The sequence below is a fragment of the Pseudomonas sp. TH39(2020) genome (assembly GCF_016650715.1).
GTDB classification, from domain to species: domain Bacteria; phylum Pseudomonadota; class Gammaproteobacteria; order Pseudomonadales; family Pseudomonadaceae; genus Aquipseudomonas; species Aquipseudomonas mandelii_C.
Genome location: NZ_JAEKFF010000003.1, coordinates 63053 through 79080, shown reverse-complemented (window position 1 = coordinate 79080; position 16028 = coordinate 63053). Strand labels below are relative to the sequence as shown.

Sequence of the window (16028 nt, the reverse complement as noted above, 5' to 3'; positions counted from 1 at the left end):
CAGGGTTATGGTCACAACCGAGTGCGCTGGGCTAAGGTGTTTGCATACCCTGGCCCCATCGAGTTCACATGCCCCTCCTCGCCCGCACCCACCCTCGCCTCTCCTCCGCCGCCGCGCTTGGCATTGCCGTGGGCATTTTGACTCCAGCCGACTCGATCATCAGCAAAATCCTCTTCGGCTGGAACGCCGGCGTCTGGGCTTACCTGGTCCTGATGCTCTGGCTCACCGCGCGTGCCAAAGCACCGGATGTGAAACGCATTGCCGAGGTCGAAGACGAAAACGCCGGGCTGGTGCTGTTTGTTGTATGCATCGCCGCAATAGCGAGCCTGGCGACCATCGCCTTTGAACTGGCCGGCAGCAGGGAACTGGAAACGACCCGCAAACTGTTGCACTACGGCTTTACTGCATTGACCGTGATCGGTTCATGGCTGCTGATCGGGGTGATTTTCAGCGTGCACTACGCCCGTCTGTTCTACACCTGGGGCGGCAAAGACCCCGCACTGCGTTTTGCTGAAGGCCTGACAACGCCCAATTACTGGGACTTCCTGTATTTCTCTTTCACCATCAGCGCGGCGGTCCAGACGTCCGATGTTGGCGTGGCGACTCGGAATTTGCGCAAGATTGTCCTGGCGCAGACGCTGATCGGCTTTCTGTTCAACACGGCCATTCTCGGGTTCTCGATCAACATCGCGGCGGGACTGTTCAACTGATCCCTGCACAAACGTTCTAGTCATCACCCTCGGCGCGGGCGTTAAATAAGCCGGCTATCCGTCTCACAGGTGCAGCATGACGACTCACAACTGGATCGACCTGGCCCAGGACGCCGACACCGGCATCGAGACCCTGCGCGCGCATTTCGAAGGCCATGCCTACGACCCGCACTGGCATGACAGCTATCTGGTGGGCGTCACCGAACAAGGGGTTCAGCAGTTTCACTGTCGGCGAGCAAAGCACCAAAGCACGCCGGGCAAGGTGTTTCTGCTCGAGCCGGGTGACATCCATGACGGTGAAGCGCCGACCGAAGACGGTTTCACCTACCGCATGCTGTACCTCGACCCACAGTGGCTGAAACGTGAACTCAGTGCAGTCTTCGAAAATGCCCCCGACAACAGTCAATTGAGTTTCGCCAACACCCTGGCCAGCGACTCGCGACTGGCCCACGCCACCAGTCTGGCGTTTCAAACCCTGCATCACGGTGAGCTGAAAATCGTCCGCCAGACCGCCCTCGACGGTTTGCTCGAACGCCTGACCAGCCATCTGCACTGGCGCGCTCGCTATGGCGAGGATCCGCGCCTGCCGCTGGTGGCGCAGAAGGCACGGGAGTACCTGCACGCCAATGCCCGTTTTGATATCGGCCTCGACCAGATAGCCGCCGCAACGGGCGTCGATCGCTTTCGCCTTACCCGCGCCTTCAAGGCTGCGTATGGCATGGCACCCCACGCCTACCTCGTGCAATTGCGCCTGGCGACCGCCCGGCGAATGCTGGCCCGTGGCGAGCAACCGGCGACAGTGGCGATGGAACTGGGGTTTGCCGATCAGAGTCACCTGGGCCGCTGGTTTGTCCGGGCGTATGGTTTGACGCCGGCGTTGTATCGCAAGCGCTGCTCAAATCTTCCAGACGCATGACCCGGACTTTGTGAGGATCGGCTCCTGAGATCATTCACGGAGTCCGCTGCCATGTTGTCCACCTTCCCCACGCTGCTGCCATTTTTGCTGTTCGCTTTCGTCGCCTCCATTACGCCGGGGCCGACCAATATTCTGGTGTTGAGCAACAGCGCGAGGTACGGTTTCAAAGCCGCATTGCCGATCATTTTCGGAGCTTGCATCAGTGCCGCGATGATTGTCTGGCTGGTGGGCAACGGGTTTGGCAAAGTGCTGAATACATACCCGGGAATTGGAACGGCGACGCAGGTAATCGGCAGTGTCTGGTTGACATACCTGTCCTGGCAGATTTTTTGCGCGCCGCTCGACTCAATGGTTCGGACCAAAAAACCGTCCGTGCAGCCACGACGACCAGGCTCGGTGGATGCTGCTGCCCTGCAGTTGATCAATCCCAAGACCTGGATGATGGCGCTCGCAGTGGTCAGTGTATTTGTGCCAGGCGACAGTGAGAAAAGCACCGCGGTGTTGCAGCTCTCCGTGATCTTTTTTCTGGTGGCCCTTCCCTGCCTGGGTGCTTGGGCGGTAGTGGGCGTTCAGGTGGGTACTCGGCTACGTTCCCCCCACGCGCAGAAGTATTTCAACCGAGCGATGGGAATTCTCCTTTTAGGTGCAGTCTGGTTACCGCTGTTAATGATATAGACGACATCGCTATAACGGCGTTAATCACTTCCCCAATACAACTTAAAAGCACTTCACACTCACAGATACGACCTCTTGTAAACTGTCAAGCATGACAGTTTACAAGAGCCCCGAAGCACGCTCTTATGTGACATCCAGAGTAAGGCTATCCTTTCCGAACTTTGGATAACTTACTTCACGAATAACGGAGAGCGAATCCATGAACGCAGTCGTTAAACGAGTCAGCTTTGCTGAAGGAAATTTTGTCACCGCTTCAGCTCAGGGCAACAGTAACTTCCCGGAATTTATTGCCACTTCGCGATTGATTGAAAAAATCAAAATCGGCAGCGAAGAAGTTCTGTTGCTCACGGCCATTGAGCGAGTAAAAGACAATCCGCTTCGGGAAATCTACATCAGCATTCCCGCCACTCTTGCGCCGCAGACTTATAACGTCCAGAACAATCCTTTAGTGTCCTTCGGTCTAAAAATCGACGACAAAATTTATGAAAGCGTCGCCGGTGAGATCACCCTCAACCCGCCCCTTGACGACAAAAACATGGCCGGTAGTTTCAAAGTAGAAGTAGAAGTGCCTGACAGTGATGGCAAGACCTTTGTTGTGAAAGGTAACTTTCAGGTGTTGAAGGCGTAAGCGGCCCTGCAACAGAGCCATTGAAAAGGGAAGCTATTGCTTCCCTTTTTTTCTGCCTTTTTAGTCCAGCTCATTCTGCACACACATAAAAACGCCCGATGCAATGCACTGGGCGTCTGGCACTACCTGCCTGTTCCTGCGCCGAGGGTCAGAAACTGTAATGTGCCCCCATATTCACACCAAAGTCTTTGGTTACGTTATCTCCTTTGCTGGTGTCTAGTTCGGCATGCAACTGCCAACGGTCGTTTAATGTCCAGGACGCCCCGGCGGCAACTTCGAATCGAGTACCGGACAGGTCATTATTGAACTTGCTATCGTTGACTCGCACTTCGTTGTTTTTGACAAATTCCTGGACGACCGCTGCACGAATATGCGGTTGCAATTTGCTGCCATTGGCCAGTGTCATACCGCGTCCCAAGGTCACACCTGCCTTGCCTAGCAAGGAACGCGTGGTATCGGCGTCCGCCTTCAGCCCATTGTCCAGACTGAATTCTTTGCCTTGTGCCACTGCCGCTTGCCACTGAGTGAACGGTTCGATGTAGTAACCGTTCTCGAACTCGATGTGTTTGCCGAACTCGACCGACGTACTGGCACCTAAGTTGTTGTAGTTGCCTTTGGTCTTGGTGCCATCGCTGACGGTAACGTCGGCCTTGTTACGGAAGTGATTGAGTTTGGCCAACGTATCCAGGTAGTAACCACTGTCGCCCAGCCAGGTGCCGTAAACACCCAGCGATGTGCTGCCGATGTCCCCTGAGCTACCGCGCTTCAAGTCCAGGCTGGATTGGCTGTAGCCGGCAAAAACACCGAGCAATACTTTCTCGCCGGCGATCTGTACCGGCGTGTCGACACCGATCGACAGACCGTATTGGTTTTGGGTATAGCCATCCCCATACGCATTGTTACTGATGGTGTATTTGCTGCCGAATGTGCGAGCCCAGCCGCCCGTCTGGCCGCCATTGACCCGCAAGTCCCCCATGCGGTTGTTCAGCAACACCATCTCGCCGTAGCTCACGGTAGGCGCGGTGCCGAATATCGCCAATATCGAACGCGTCGGGGTACTCACCTGGTCTTTGTTCGGCTGCAGATACCAATCATTGCCTTCCTGGACCAAACCATAAGTGAAGGCGCCCACGTCAACCGGCCCATTGGCCAGGCCAAACTGAGCACTGCCACCGGCGGTTTGCACCACTTTGATCGGTGTATCAACCACCGGATCCGCGCCGCTGCTGGCGACCAGCAACTGGTGACTACCGGCCGCGCTGCCCGTGACGTTCAACAGGTCGCTGGTACCCGTGTTGAAGTCAGTACCCATCTCGAACGTACCGCTGCCAGACAGGTTGGCGACGTTCAGTTGGAAGTATTGCGCGTTAGTGCCAAAACCGACACGACCACCATTGAGTGCAAGGCTGTTGACCGACTGACTGTCGGTCATCTGCCACAGGGCCTGATTATTGATCGAGAGGCTGGCGACGTTATTGATCTGACCAGTGAGTACAGAACGGTTATCCAATGTCAGCGTGGAAACGCTGCCTGGCGCAGCGGTCACATTGCCGGTCATGTTGCTTTGGTTATTGATCGACACTCTGGCGACACTCTCCAGGTCACCGACAAGTGTTGAAGCATTGTCGATGATCAGACTGGATGCACCCACGACATTGCCGGTCATACGCGCCTGATTATTGAGAGTCGCGGTATTGACGTTTTGCAAGTTACCGACCAGCGATGCATTGTTTTGCAACGTGACGTTAGCGGTACTTCCGGAAGTGGCCACAACATTGCCACTCAACGCACTGTTATCCACCACCAGGTTGGCCGTGGCGCGATTGTTGATGGCCACGAGGGTGCCATTACCCGCGATCAGCGTCGACCCGTTACGGACCATCAGGTTTGCCGAGGTCGGTACGAGCGAGTTGTTCAGGCCAACAACAATGGCTGAGCCAGTCGAGCCCTCCACCCGCGTGCTGTCCAAAGTAATCGTCGAAGGAACTAACGCTGTCGGGAGTGAGTCGGTACCAATCGTCAACCCGTCCCGGCCACCGATAATCGTGGTGCTGCTGGCATTGAGGGTTCCCTCAAGCAGGCGTACACCGAAACTGTTCGCCCCGGTACCTTGCACTGTGGAGTTGTTAAGGTTTAATTCGCTGAAACGATTACCCGCAATACCACCCAGTAAACCGCGAACAACACTGCCGTTATTTAGCGTTACGGTTGAACCACTGGGGACTGCCACGTTGCGTACGGCGGATATACCGATGTCGTTGGTGCTGATAACGGTTGAATTGTTCAGTGTCGCACTGGCATTGGTTAACACAATACCTCTGGTCAGCCCACCTTCTCCCGAAGAAGTAGCCGTCGAGTTGGTCAGGTTGATGACACCGCCGGCACTACTTGTTATACCGAAGGTGATAGCCCCCGTGCCTGTTAGCGTGGCGTTGTCTCCAAGCTGCCAGAAATCCTGTGCAGTGGTGTTATCAAGTGTCTGGTTGCCCCCAGGTAAAACAATGGCTGCCTGCGTCATTGACGCACTCATGGCGAACAAGGACGAAGACACCCAAAGACTGATGTGTTTTCGTTTTAAACAACTAACTGACTGTAATGTCATTTTGGATTTCCCGCTCTAATACATTCCAAGACAAACAAGTCAACGACTCCGGAAGTTAATTAGTCGGACTATCGAAAGGCCGCCAGACTACTATTTATCCGCACCTTGTTATGTAGGATTAATCCTGCGAGACGTATGAAAAATCCTCAACCGTTGTGATGATTTCGAAAAAATAATGTAGGAGATTCACTCGAAACCTCCCCGTGTGGGCGACAGTTCTTATCGCCCACACGGAGAAGGATTACTGACTTAACAAGCCGATCAAGGTACTTCCGGGCGTTCTATTTCGCAGTACACCAGGCTAGAGTTCAGCAGCGCGACCGGCACGATCACCGAAGACTCCGTTCCGTTGACGGTATACGCAATGCGCGCATAACGGGTAGCGGGTCGCGTCGGCGGATTGCCCGTGGGAGGCAGTTGAATCTCGCGCATGGCCGCGTAGTTGGTTAATCGGAACTCAAGATCACCCGTCGCCGGCATCGGCAACGACGCTTCGATCAGAGTATTGGGAATCACCGGAGCTCCCACTGTGTTGGTTGTCTGCCCCTCAAACCGCAGATTGACCGTCGCGCCGGTGGGAATATTGGTATCGCGTCTGACTCTGATCCGCAGGGCCCGGGGCTCATAAGTTGCTGGCGGCCGCGGCCCCGCTGTCAATTGATGATTCAGGCTCGGACAATTGAGCACGGTCCCAACGCGCTCCGGTGTCGTGCCGAAACCTGAAACAATGATTTGCGGCACAGGCAAGTTAATGACAATAGCCGTGACATCAACATTGGTAGCAACCGCTTGTTTCATTGGATTGGCGCCGCCAGGGAACCCGACCGTCACATAGGCTTTTCGGGCGTTCACACCAGTACCGTTATTCTCTGCCAGAATCGTCGCCCACGGCAGTGTAGTCGTGACCTCAGCGTCGCCAGCTCGTACCGGGATGGGTGCTCCGACCTGTTTGTCCTGATAGTAGAACGTGACAATCTCACGCCCGGTCACCGGCCGGGCCGGGTCTGCGAGCCAAAGTGGCCAAGTCATCGTGGCGTTCAAAAGGGCTTGCTGTGGCCCCAGTGTGTTGGGGGCGGGTGTTGGCGTTCCCGCGCCTTGGACCACGACCGGAGGGATATTGATGTTGTCCTCACCGGGCAGGTTGGGTTGCTCTGGACCCGCATAGGCGAATTCAAGAGTCGCTGTTCGCACCGGAGAAACAGGGGGCACCGGAATCGTTGAACGCACCAACTCGTACGTATAGTCGATCAATACTTCATCAGCGCTATTGGGGTCGCCAAAAAGCGGCGCCAGGACGTTTTCATAATCCAAAACGAAGCGCAGAGGGCCGGGTGTTCCAACCGGCGGTATCATCTGCTCCGGCAGAAAGACATCATCGAAATCTGAACGCAGGTGCGGAACAATCCTGTCCCCCGGCAGCGAATTGAGCGGAAAATCAATTTCCATCACCACTCGGCTAGGCGCAGGGTCTCTTACGGTCGCGAAGGTAATCGGCGTAAGGCCGTCAGCGCCCGTGACAGGAATTCTTGGTGCTGCCAGAACAGGTGCAGGGGCTTTGACCACCTGGAACATGGTGGTAATGGGCGAGTTGCTGCTGATATTGCCCGGCAAGTCCCGAAGGTTATAAGCGTAATAGTGCGTCCCCTCGGGCAGCCCGCGCAGGAAGGCCAGCGAGATATTGATAATGCCACTGGCGGGTAATACACCGCTGAATGCCGGCAGCTCACTTTGCATCAGTGCAAAAGTCGTTCGCAGGGAAATGTAGAAGTTGATGAAGTCCAAACCTGCTTCAAACTTGGTGTAGGCGGTGGGAACGGGCACGTTCAAACCACCGGCATTGGCAGGGTCGGCGAGCCAGGCGTCGTTGATGATCACATTGGGCACTGTCGCCAGCGCAGGCCGCGTCCCTGTGCCATTGCCCCGCCCCGGCTGAGCCTGATACGGTGCAGTAAGGTCCACCAGTGGCCGTACAAAGTTAGCCACGGCCGTTGTATCCGGGTTTTCGAACTCGTCATAGACCGCAAACCCGAAGTAATAGGGCGCGTAGTCGCCCGTTGCATGGAAGCGATCCACCATCAATGCCCCAAGAGTCGGGCTATCGGTTCTATCACCGACCCGATCATCGAGGCTGACTGTAAATTCAATAATTGCCGGCCAGACACCTCCTGGCTGATCGACTAACAACTTGGGATTCCCGACCCGGCTGGATTTGTTCGTATCATCGAAGTTTGGGGCCGCGGGTAAAGTAGCTTCCGTAAAAAAATGAAGTTCCACCGAAGCACTGTTCGGGTCCGTGATTGTTGTCAGTTGTACGGTGAACGTTCTCGCCACCCTCAATTGCTCATACGTAAACCTGCGGTCGGCGGTCAAACCGTCAATCACCGGCGTCACAGCCAAAATGCCACCGCCCATATTTGCCTTTACGTTCATTTTCAGAGACTCCAGCCAAGCGTTGATTATTGACTTGCGCTTACTTATTGAGCCGGCAGAGAGCTTCGCGACAACAGCTGCATGCTTCATGCACTGCAAGTGCAAAAAATCCGGCTTTGAAGCGGCACAAGATGTACGGGACGAGCGTTAAAATATCTACCAATTACAACTCCCCTGATTTCCTTCAAAGCGGCATGCTTCGACAACGCCTAGTTGCAGCGTCAATCAGGGTTTACGGCCAATAAAACCTATCAAAACCTCAAGCATTCAAATCACTTACTTCCAAATCACATCTTCTGGTTCTTTAGCATTTCTACTTTTTACAGGTGTCATGTTCATCATCACAATGAAAGCTTTCACCTGGAACAACCCGGTCAAACTTAGCCAGACCTACAGTGGATCGGCCTATCGCAATTCCACCGCGATAAAGTGTGTAACTTGCCTTCGCCGAACCTGTCGTGCCATCTGGCCTTGGCTCTTTCTTGCCCATTGGTGCGATGTATTGTTCAAATTTGTCAGCCCCCAAAACAAAATCGAAACCGATGGGGGAGTCGGCATCCTGTTCAGTTAGCGTCTTTACAAACCGGCCCACGGTACCGGGGATTGCTCTAACGGCGTTTAGTGTGTAGAAACCCTCCCAATCCAGCACGCACTCATCATCTTTGGAAAACCGCCCGGGTTGCGCCGGAACGCGCACTAATAATTCGACCCACATTCGCGGCACTGAACAACAATGGAAGTACCCCCAGGGTGTTGCATTGGGGAACACCGGTTTAGCCAAATTGGTCGGCACCTGACGCTTCAAGGTGAACCGTTGTGGCAACGCTGTGTCCTCGTTGCCGTTATCTCCCAATGTCACCCGGTACCGCAGGCTGATCTCACCTTCACGTTGCAGGTACTGTGGCGGCAGATGGAACCGTGCTGGAATTGTTACCGGGACAGGAAAAGCATTGCTATAGAAACGCGTTTCATCCGTAACGCCCGGCTCCAGCACCCAGATTTCCAATAAGTCGCTGTTTCCAGCCTCTATGGATGGCGAATCCCACAGGGGTATGTTCAGGTACACGCCATTGGTCGATGCATCAGGCGGCAACTGCGCCGTCGGGTCGCTTGGATCCACTCCCTCCACAGTGAACGGTCGGGCCAACACACCAATCTGGGCATTTGTTGTGGAAGCCATCTGCTGTTCTCCGGTTCAAAGCAACCTGTTGCGTATGGAAGAAATTAGACCCGCTTATCTCATTGCCGCCTACTGTCATATTTGACAGGTATCGCGACCGCTCGTCGGAATATCAACGTTTAGCGCGGTGGATCGCGGCACGACTTGCTTGACGGACGACCATTAATGGAGTTTCCTGAAACCGGTTTCAGTGCAGTGTGCTCGAACCTAATAATTCCAATAGAAAGGTCGAACCTTTGAACGATTTCTCCGCCGCCCAGCGCAGCCGCGTGACGATGCTCGACGTCGCCGAACACGCCAAGGTCTCCAAGGCCAGCGTCTCGCGCTTCATCGGCGATGACCGCGCCCTGCTCTCCGATGCCATTGCCCTGCGCATCGAGCAGGCGATTGCCGAACTGGGCTATCGCCCTAACCAGATGGCCCGTGGCTTGAAGCGCGGGCGCACTCGCCTGATCGGCATGCTGGTGGCCGATATCCGTAACCCTTATTCGATTGCCGTGATGCACGGGGTGGAAACCGCCTGCCGTCAGCACGGCTACAGCCTGGTGGTGTGCAACACCGATCGCGATGACGAGCAGGAACGCCAGCACCTGGCCCTGCTGCGCTCCTACAACATTGAAGGGCTGATCGTGAACACCCTCGGCCATCACCGTGATGAATTGCGTGAACTGCATCGGGAAATGCCGCTGGTGCTGGTGGATCGCAAGGTCGAGCAGCTGGAGAGTGATCTGGTCGGGCTGGACAATCCGGCAGCGGTCGAACTCGCCCTCACACACCTTGAAGAGCGCGGCTATCGAGACGTGCTATTGGTGACCGAGCCGTTTGACGGCACCAGTTCACGGATCGAGCGGGTCAGCAGCTTCAAGACGCAGATCGAACAACGCCCGACCCTGCGCGGCACCCTCGTCGAAACCGGCAGCGAGCTGACCGCCAAACTGAAAACCTTCCTCGAAACGCCAGGCCCCGGCCCGAAAGCGCTGTTCTGTGCCAACGGAATCGCCGCGCTAGCCAGCACCCATTCGTTGCGTGAGTTGAAGTGCAACCTGTTCGAGGACGTCGGTCTGATAGCCCTTGATGATCTGGATTGGTATCCGTTGGTAGGCAGCGGCATCACTGCCCTCGCCCAGCCGACGGCCGAAATTGGTGCCAGTGCGTTTGAGTGTTTGCTCAAGCGTTTGCGCGGTGATGACGGGCCGGTGCGGAACATGGATTTTTCGGCGCGGTTGATTGTGCGTGGGTCGACTCTTGGGAATTTGCGGTGAAAGTTATGGCCTCTTCGCGAGCAGGCTCGCTCCCACAGGGGGCCTACGGCGCTCACAAAACCAGTGTGGGAGCGAGCCTGCTCGCGAAGAGGCCCTCAAGAACACCGCACCACCCACACAGCCATTTTTTTTGAACAAAAATGAAACCGGTTTCAGAGGTATACAACAATGAATAAACCACCCGTTTCCATCAGCCTGTCGAGCTACGGCGCCGACCTTGTTCGCCAGCGCGGCCAGGGATCGTTTATCGACGTGTTGGCCGCCGCAGGCGCCACGCGCATCGAATGGCGCGAAGAACTGCTGACCGTCGAAGACCCCGCGCAACTGGCCGACGCCACCCAGGCCCAAGGCCTCGAAAGCGTGTATTCCTCGCCGATGGAGCTGTGGCTGGCTGGCCAGTCCAAACCCAATCCCGAACTGATCTCTGCTCTGCAGCGCGCCCAGGCATTCGGTGCCAAATGGCTGAAAGTGTCCCTGGGTTATTTCACCGACAACAGCGACCTCCAGACCTTGTCCCGCGTACTGGGCAAAAGTACTGTGCAGTTGCTGGTGGAAAACGATCAAACCTTGCACGGTGGCCGCATCGAGCCGTTCCAACGGTTTTTCACTGAAGTCGAGCAACACAACCTGCCGGTCAAAATGACCTTCGACATCGGCAACTGGCATTGGCAAGACCAGTCCGCCGCCAGCGCCGCGCGGTTGCTCGGTCGTCACGTCGGCTATGTGCACTGCAAAGCCGTGACGCGCCGGGCTGACGGCAAACTGGTCGCCATACCGCCGGCCGCCAGTGACTTGCATCTGTGGGAACAACTGCTGCGGCACATGGCCCAAGGCGTTATGCGAGCGGCAGAATACCCGCTGCAAGGCGACGACCTGGTGCAGTTGACCACCGAAACTGTCGCCACCCTCGCCCGCCTCGGTCAAACCCGGTTGGAGAGCGCTCATGTCTGAGATCGATATTTTGTCGTTCGGCGAAACCATGGCGATGTTCGTCGCCGAGCACAACGGTGATCTGGCCGATGTCGGCCACTTCCACAAACGCATTGCCGGGGCCGACAGCAATGTCGCGATTGGCTTGTCGCGGTTGGGTTTTAACGTGGCCTGGTTGAGCCGGGTGGGCGCTGATTCGCTGGGCCGGTTCGTCATCGACACCCTGGAAAACGAAGGCCTGGATTGCAGTAACGTCGCCATCGACACCGCGCACCCCACCGGCTTTCAACTCAAGTCTCGCACCGACGATGGCAGTGATCCGGTGGTCGAGTACTTCCGCCGTGGGTCGGCGGCGAGTCATCTGTCGCGGCAGTCAATCGCGCCTGAATTGCTGAACGCCCGGCACTTGCACGCCACCGGCATTCCCCCTGCGCTGTCCGAAACGGCCCGGGAAATGTCTTTCGAATTGATGACCCGCATGCGCGATGCCGGGCGCAGCGTGTCCTTCGACCCGAACCTGCGCCCGAGCCTGTGGGCCAGCGAACAACAGATGATTAGCGAGATCAACCGCCTCGCCGCCCTCGCCCATTGGGTGCTGCCGGGGTTGAGCGAAGGCCGATTGCTGACCGGTTTCGAAGACCCGGCCGACATCGCGGCGTTCTACCTCGATCAAGGCGCCGAAGCCGTGGCGATCAAACTGGGCCCGCACGGTGCGTATTACCGCACCCATCTGGACCAGGGTTTCGTGGCGGGCGTGCAGGTGGAAACGGTGGTTGACACCGTCGGTGCCGGCGATGGATTTGCCGTCGGCATGATCAGCGCCCTGCTGGAAAACCACAGCTTTGCCGACGCCGTGAAGCGTGCCAACTGGATTGGCAGCCGCGCGGTGCAGAGCCGTGGGGATATGGAGGGGTTGCCGACCCGATCCGAGATGTATAGCGAATTTGAGGCCGCCTTCGCGAGCAGGCTCGCTCCCACATTGGATCGTGTGGGAGCGAGCCTGCTCGCGAAGAGGCCGGAACAGTCACTGAAGATTTAACCCGTTACCTGCTGCGACAAAAACAACAAGCTCAGGAGCACCACTATGAAAACCGCAACACTCGCCGCCCGCCGCTGGTGGTACATCATGCCCATCGTATTCATCACCTACAGCCTGGCGTACCTGGACCGCGCCAACTACGGGTTCGCCGCCGCCTCCGGGATGGCCGCCGACCTGATGATCACGCCGGGCCTGTCGTCGATGCTCGGCGCGCTGTTCTTCCTCGGCTACTTCTTCTTCCAGGTGCCGGGCGCGATCTACGCCCAGAAGCACAGCGTGAAGAAGCTGATTTTCGTCAGCCTGATTCTCTGGGGTGGCCTGGCCACGTTGACCGGGATCGTCTCCAACGCCTACTGGCTGGTCGTTATTCGCTTCATGCTCGGCGTGGTCGAAGCCGCAGTGATGCCGGCGATGCTGGTGTACCTGTGCCACTGGTTCACCCGTGCCGAACGCTCACGGGCCAACACGTTCCTGATCCTCGGCAACCCGGTGACCATGCTCTGGATGTCGGTGGTGTCGGGCTATCTGGTGCAGCATTTCAGCTGGCGCTGGATGTTCATCATCGAAGGTTTGCCGGCGGTTATATGGGCATTTATCTGGTGGCGTCTGGCCGATGATCGTCCCGCTCAAGCCAAGTGGCTGAGCGATCAAGAGAAGCAGGATCTGCAAAGCGCCCTGGCGGCCGAACAGGTCGGCATCAAAGCGGTGAAGAACTACGCCGAAGCCTTCCGCTCGCCGAAAGTGATCATCCTCGCCTTGCAGTTTTTCTGCTGGAGCATCGGCGTCTATGGCTTCGTGTTGTGGCTGCCGTCGATCCTCAAGGCTGGCGCGCAAATGGACATGATCGAGGCCGGCTGGCTTTCGGCGCTGCCGTATCTGGCGGCGGTGATCGGCATGCTGCTGGTGTCCTGGGGCTCGGACAAATTGCAGAAGCGCAAACGCTTTGTCTGGCCGCCGCTGCTGATTGCTTCGATTGCGTTTTATGGTTCCTACGCCCTGGGCGCTGAACACTTCTGGTGGTCCTACACCTTGCTGGTAATCGCCGGCGCCTGCATGTACGCACCTTACGGGCCGTTTTTCGCCATCGTCCCGGAAATCCTGCCGGCCAACGTCGCGGGTGGCGCCATGGCGCTAATCAACAGCATGGGCGCGCTCGGTTCGTTTGGTGGTTCGTATCTGGTGGGCTACTTGAACAGCTCAACCGGCTCGCCGGGTGCTTCTTATCTGTTGATGAGCGGCGCGTTGATGCTCTCGGTGGTACTGACGATTTTCCTCAAGCCCGGCGCCAGTGACCGGGTCGTGGCCAAGGCCGTTGTGCAACGGTCGACGGCCGCTCATTCCTGAATTGAAGTTGAGATGATGACGATGAAAAAGCAGGTTGTGCTGTACAAGAAACTCTCGCCGCTGCTGATGGCTCGCCTGCATGAGCAGACCGAAGTGACGCTGATCGACAACCTCAATGCCGATGGCCTGACTGCGCTGCGCGAGGCCCTGCCCCGGGCCCACGGGTTACTCGGTGCGAGTCTGAAACTGGATGCCGGATTATTGGATCTGGCACCAGACCTGGAAGCCATCGCCAGCGTCTCCGTAGGGGTCGACAACTACGACATTGACTACCTGACCGAACGACGCATCCTGCTCAGCAACACCCCGGACGTGCTCACCGAAACCACTGCCGATACCGGTTTCGCGCTGATCCTGGCGACCGCCCGGCGCGTGGTGGAACTGGCGAACATGGTTCGCGCCGGTCAGTGGAAACGCAATGTCGGTCCGGCGCAATTCGGTACCGATGTGCACGGCAAAAACCTGGGCATCATTGGTATGGGGCGGATCGGTGAGGCCCTGGCCCAGCGTGGGCATTTCGGGTTTGGCATGCCGGTGATTTACCACAGCCACTCGCCAAAACCGGCGGTCGAGCAGCGGTTCAACGCGCAATACCGTAGCCTGCCGGAGCTGTTGCAGCAGGCGGATTTCGTTTGCCTGACCTTACCGCTGACCGCTGAAACCGAAGGGCTTATCGGCGCAGAGCAATTCGCCCTGATGCGCCCCGAAACCATCTTCATCAACATTTCACGGGGCAAGGTGGTGGACGAGGCGGCGCTGATCCAGGCTTTGCGTGACGGGCAGATTCGCGCTGCGGGGCTGGATGTGTTCGAACGCGAGCCGCTGAACACTGACTCGCCGCTGTTGCAGCTGAACAACGTGGTGGCGACGCCGCACATTGGCTCGGCGACGAATGAGACGCGGGAGGCGATGGCCACGTGCGCGGTGGACAATCTGCTGGCGGCGCTGGCGGGTGAGCGGCCGAAAAATTTGGTGAATACGCAGGCGTGGAAATCCTGAGAAGAAGATCGTTCCCACGCTCCGCGTGGGAATGCAGCCCGTGACGCTCTGCGTCACAGGGGACGCGGAGCGTCCCTAGAGGCATTCCCACGCAGAGCGTGGGAACGATCAGACTGTGGAATCAGGCCCGACGAGCCTCCAGAAGGTCCGCCGCACACAACGCAATCCGCTGGCACGCATCCGCCAGCCTCAACTGATCCACCACCAACCCCAACCGAATATGCCCCGCCGCACTCGGGCCGAACGCTTCACCGGCCAGCACTGACACGCCATAACCTTCCAGCAGCCGCTCGGCAAAACTCTGGGCACACAACCCGGTCTGGCGTACATCGATCATCACGAACATCCCGCCATCAGGCCGGATTGGCCGGATGCCCGGGCAATCACTCAGGCTCGCGCACACCAGGTCGCGACGCTGGCGATACTCCTCGCGCATCAGCGCCACTTCCGGCAGATCCTCATCCAGCGCCAATTGCGCGGCGTTCTGGATGAAATCCGGAATGCCAAACAGCATGCACAACGACAGGTGCACCAAGTGTTCGGCCAAAGGTTTCGGCCCGATCACCCAGCCCACGCGCCAACCGCTCATGGCGTGGGATTTTGACAGGCTATTGATGGTCGCGGTGCGCTCGGCCATGCCCGGCAGGCTCGCCGGGCTGATGTGCTCGCCTTCATACAACAGATCGCTGTAGACCTCGTCGCTGATCAGCCACAGGTCGTGACGAACACACAGCGATGCCAGTTCCTGCCAGACCATCAGCGGCAAACTGGCGCCGGAAGGATTGTTCGGACTGTTGAGCACGATGGCGCGGGTTTTCGGCGTGATCAGCGCCGCGACATCCGCTGGATCGACCCGAAAGCCGTTCTCGGGGCGCACCGCCACCGGCACCACTTTGGCTGCGCAGGCACCGAACACGCCTTCATAGGTCACGTACATCGGCTCGGCGACGATCACTTCATCGCCCGGGTCGAGCAGGCATTGCGCGACCGAATACACCGCACATTGCGCGCCCGGCAGCACGATCACATGATCGGCATCCACCGCTTGACCACTGCGACGTCGATGACGGTTGGCAATGCTATCGCGCAATCCCCGACTGCCACGGACTGACGGGTAGTGGGTGTCACCGGCCAACAAGCTATCGATGCACGCCTGAACGATGGGCTGCGGCGTATCGAAGTCGGGATCGCCGATCGATAGCAGCAGCACATCAACGCCTTGCTCAATTAATTCCAGTGCTCGGTCGTGAATTTGCCAGGCCGCTGCGCCGTCACCGGCAATTCGTTTGGTCAAGGCTGAATAGCGCATGTAA

The 16028-nt window shown here is 57.5% G+C and carries 13 protein-coding genes; 9 read left to right on the top strand and 4 right to left on the bottom strand.

The annotated features are described in order from the left end of the window. Nucleotides 1-68 precede the first annotated feature (68 nt). From JFU47_RS02810 to JFU47_RS02795, 4 genes are all read left to right on the top strand, one after another. Nucleotides 69-710, top strand: coding sequence for a DUF1345 domain-containing protein (locus JFU47_RS02810; protein WP_201180646.1), 642 nt, complete (start codon nt 69-71; stop codon nt 708-710). Nucleotides 711-786: 76 nt separating this feature from the next. Further along, a complete protein-coding gene (locus JFU47_RS02805) occupies nt 787-1626 on the top strand; it encodes an AraC family transcriptional regulator (protein ID WP_201180645.1) in 840 nt (279 codons plus the stop codon). Nucleotides 1627-1677: 51 nt separating this feature from the next. Further along, nucleotides 1678-2301: a LysE family translocator gene (locus JFU47_RS02800; RefSeq protein ID WP_201180644.1), complete on the top strand. Its 624-nt coding sequence runs from the start codon at nt 1678-1680 to the stop codon at nt 2299-2301. 199 nt (nt 2302-2500) lie between these two features. Continuing rightward, entirely contained in the window at nt 2501-2929 is a 429-nt protein-coding gene (locus tag JFU47_RS02795) for a hypothetical protein (RefSeq protein WP_201180643.1), read from the top strand. Between the two features lie 148 nt (nt 2930-3077). Here JFU47_RS02795 and JFU47_RS02790 read toward each other — a convergent pair whose 3' ends face one another. The 3 genes from JFU47_RS02790 to JFU47_RS02780 form a co-directional block, all read right to left on the bottom strand. Then, nucleotides 3078-5447, bottom strand: a complete 2370-nt coding sequence (locus JFU47_RS02790) for an autotransporter outer membrane beta-barrel domain-containing protein (protein ID WP_240050496.1) — start codon at nt 5445-5447, stop codon at nt 3078-3080. 345 nt (nt 5448-5792) lie between these two features. Further along, nucleotides 5793-7961: a hypothetical protein gene (locus JFU47_RS02785; RefSeq protein WP_201180641.1), complete on the bottom strand. Its 2169-nt coding sequence runs from the start codon at nt 7959-7961 to the stop codon at nt 5793-5795. Between the two features lie 313 nt (nt 7962-8274). Then, on the bottom strand, nt 8275-9141 hold the full coding sequence (locus JFU47_RS02780) for a hypothetical protein (protein ID WP_140678409.1): 867 nt from the start codon (nt 9139-9141) through the stop codon (nt 8275-8277). A gap of 236 nt (nt 9142-9377) precedes the next feature. Here JFU47_RS02780 and JFU47_RS02775 point away from each other — a divergent pair, with 236 nt between their 5' ends. The 5 genes from JFU47_RS02775 (at nt 9378) to JFU47_RS02755 (ending at nt 14715) form a co-directional block, all read left to right on the top strand. After that, nucleotides 9378-10403 (top strand): LacI family DNA-binding transcriptional regulator, encoded by a 1026-nt coding sequence (locus JFU47_RS02775; protein WP_274609979.1) that lies wholly within the window; start codon nt 9378-9380, stop codon nt 10401-10403. Nucleotides 10404-10571: 168 nt separating this feature from the next. Then, nucleotides 10572-11354 carry a sugar phosphate isomerase/epimerase family protein gene (locus tag JFU47_RS02770; RefSeq protein ID WP_201180640.1) on the top strand — a complete coding sequence of 261 codons (783 nt, stop codon included), beginning with the start codon at nt 10572-10574 and terminating at the stop codon, nt 11352-11354. Further along, nucleotides 11347-12372, top strand: a complete 1026-nt coding sequence (locus JFU47_RS02765; protein WP_201180639.1) for a sugar kinase — start codon at nt 11347-11349, stop codon at nt 12370-12372. The genes JFU47_RS02770 and JFU47_RS02765 overlap by 8 nt, the downstream gene beginning before the upstream one ends. 45 nt (nt 12373-12417) lie before the next feature. Next, nucleotides 12418-13716, top strand: a complete 1299-nt coding sequence (locus JFU47_RS02760) for an MFS transporter (RefSeq protein WP_140678402.1) — start codon at nt 12418-12420, stop codon at nt 13714-13716. Between the two features lie 21 nt (nt 13717-13737). Beyond that, nucleotides 13738-14715, top strand: coding sequence for an NAD(P)-dependent oxidoreductase (locus tag JFU47_RS02755; RefSeq protein ID WP_201180637.1), 978 nt, complete (start codon nt 13738-13740; stop codon nt 14713-14715). 121 nt (nt 14716-14836) lie between these two features. On the opposite strand, the gene JFU47_RS02750 is transcribed toward JFU47_RS02755, so the two are convergent. Continuing rightward, on the bottom strand, nt 14837-16024 hold the full coding sequence (locus JFU47_RS02750; protein ID WP_201180635.1) for a pyridoxal phosphate-dependent aminotransferase: 1188 nt from the start codon (nt 16022-16024) through the stop codon (nt 14837-14839). Between the last annotated feature and the right edge of the window lie 4 nt (nt 16025-16028).

Bases quoted from the DNA above. Each gene is read 5' to 3' on its own strand.
- JFU47_RS02810 (WP_201180646.1), top strand. From the start codon at position 69: ATGCCCCTCCTCGCCCGCACCCACCCTCGCCTCTCCTCCGCCGCCGCG.
- JFU47_RS02805 (WP_201180645.1), top strand. From the start codon at position 787: ATGACGACTCACAACTGGATCGACCTGGCCCAGGACGCCGACACCGGC.
- JFU47_RS02800 (WP_201180644.1), top strand. From the start codon at position 1,678: ATGTTGTCCACCTTCCCCACGCTGCTGCCATTTTTGCTGTTCGCTTTC.
- JFU47_RS02795 (WP_201180643.1), top strand. From the start codon at position 2,501: ATGAACGCAGTCGTTAAACGAGTCAGCTTTGCTGAAGGAAATTTTGTC.
- JFU47_RS02790 (WP_240050496.1), bottom strand. From the start codon at position 5,447: ATGACGCAGGCAGCCATTGTTTTACCTGGGGGCAACCAGACACTTGAT.
- JFU47_RS02785 (WP_201180641.1), bottom strand. From the start codon at position 7,961: ATGAACGTAAAGGCAAATATGGGCGGTGGCATTTTGGCTGTGACGCCG.
- JFU47_RS02780 (WP_140678409.1), bottom strand. From the start codon at position 9,141: ATGGCTTCCACAACAAATGCCCAGATTGGTGTGTTGGCCCGACCGTTC.
- JFU47_RS02770 (WP_201180640.1), top strand. From the start codon at position 10,572: ATGAATAAACCACCCGTTTCCATCAGCCTGTCGAGCTACGGCGCCGAC.
- JFU47_RS02765 (WP_201180639.1), top strand. From the start codon at position 11,347: ATGTCTGAGATCGATATTTTGTCGTTCGGCGAAACCATGGCGATGTTC.
- JFU47_RS02760 (WP_140678402.1), top strand. From the start codon at position 12,418: ATGAAAACCGCAACACTCGCCGCCCGCCGCTGGTGGTACATCATGCCC.
- JFU47_RS02755 (WP_201180637.1), top strand. From the start codon at position 13,738: ATGAAAAAGCAGGTTGTGCTGTACAAGAAACTCTCGCCGCTGCTGATG.
- JFU47_RS02750 (WP_201180635.1), bottom strand. From the start codon at position 16,024: ATGCGCTATTCAGCCTTGACCAAACGAATTGCCGGTGACGGCGCAGCG.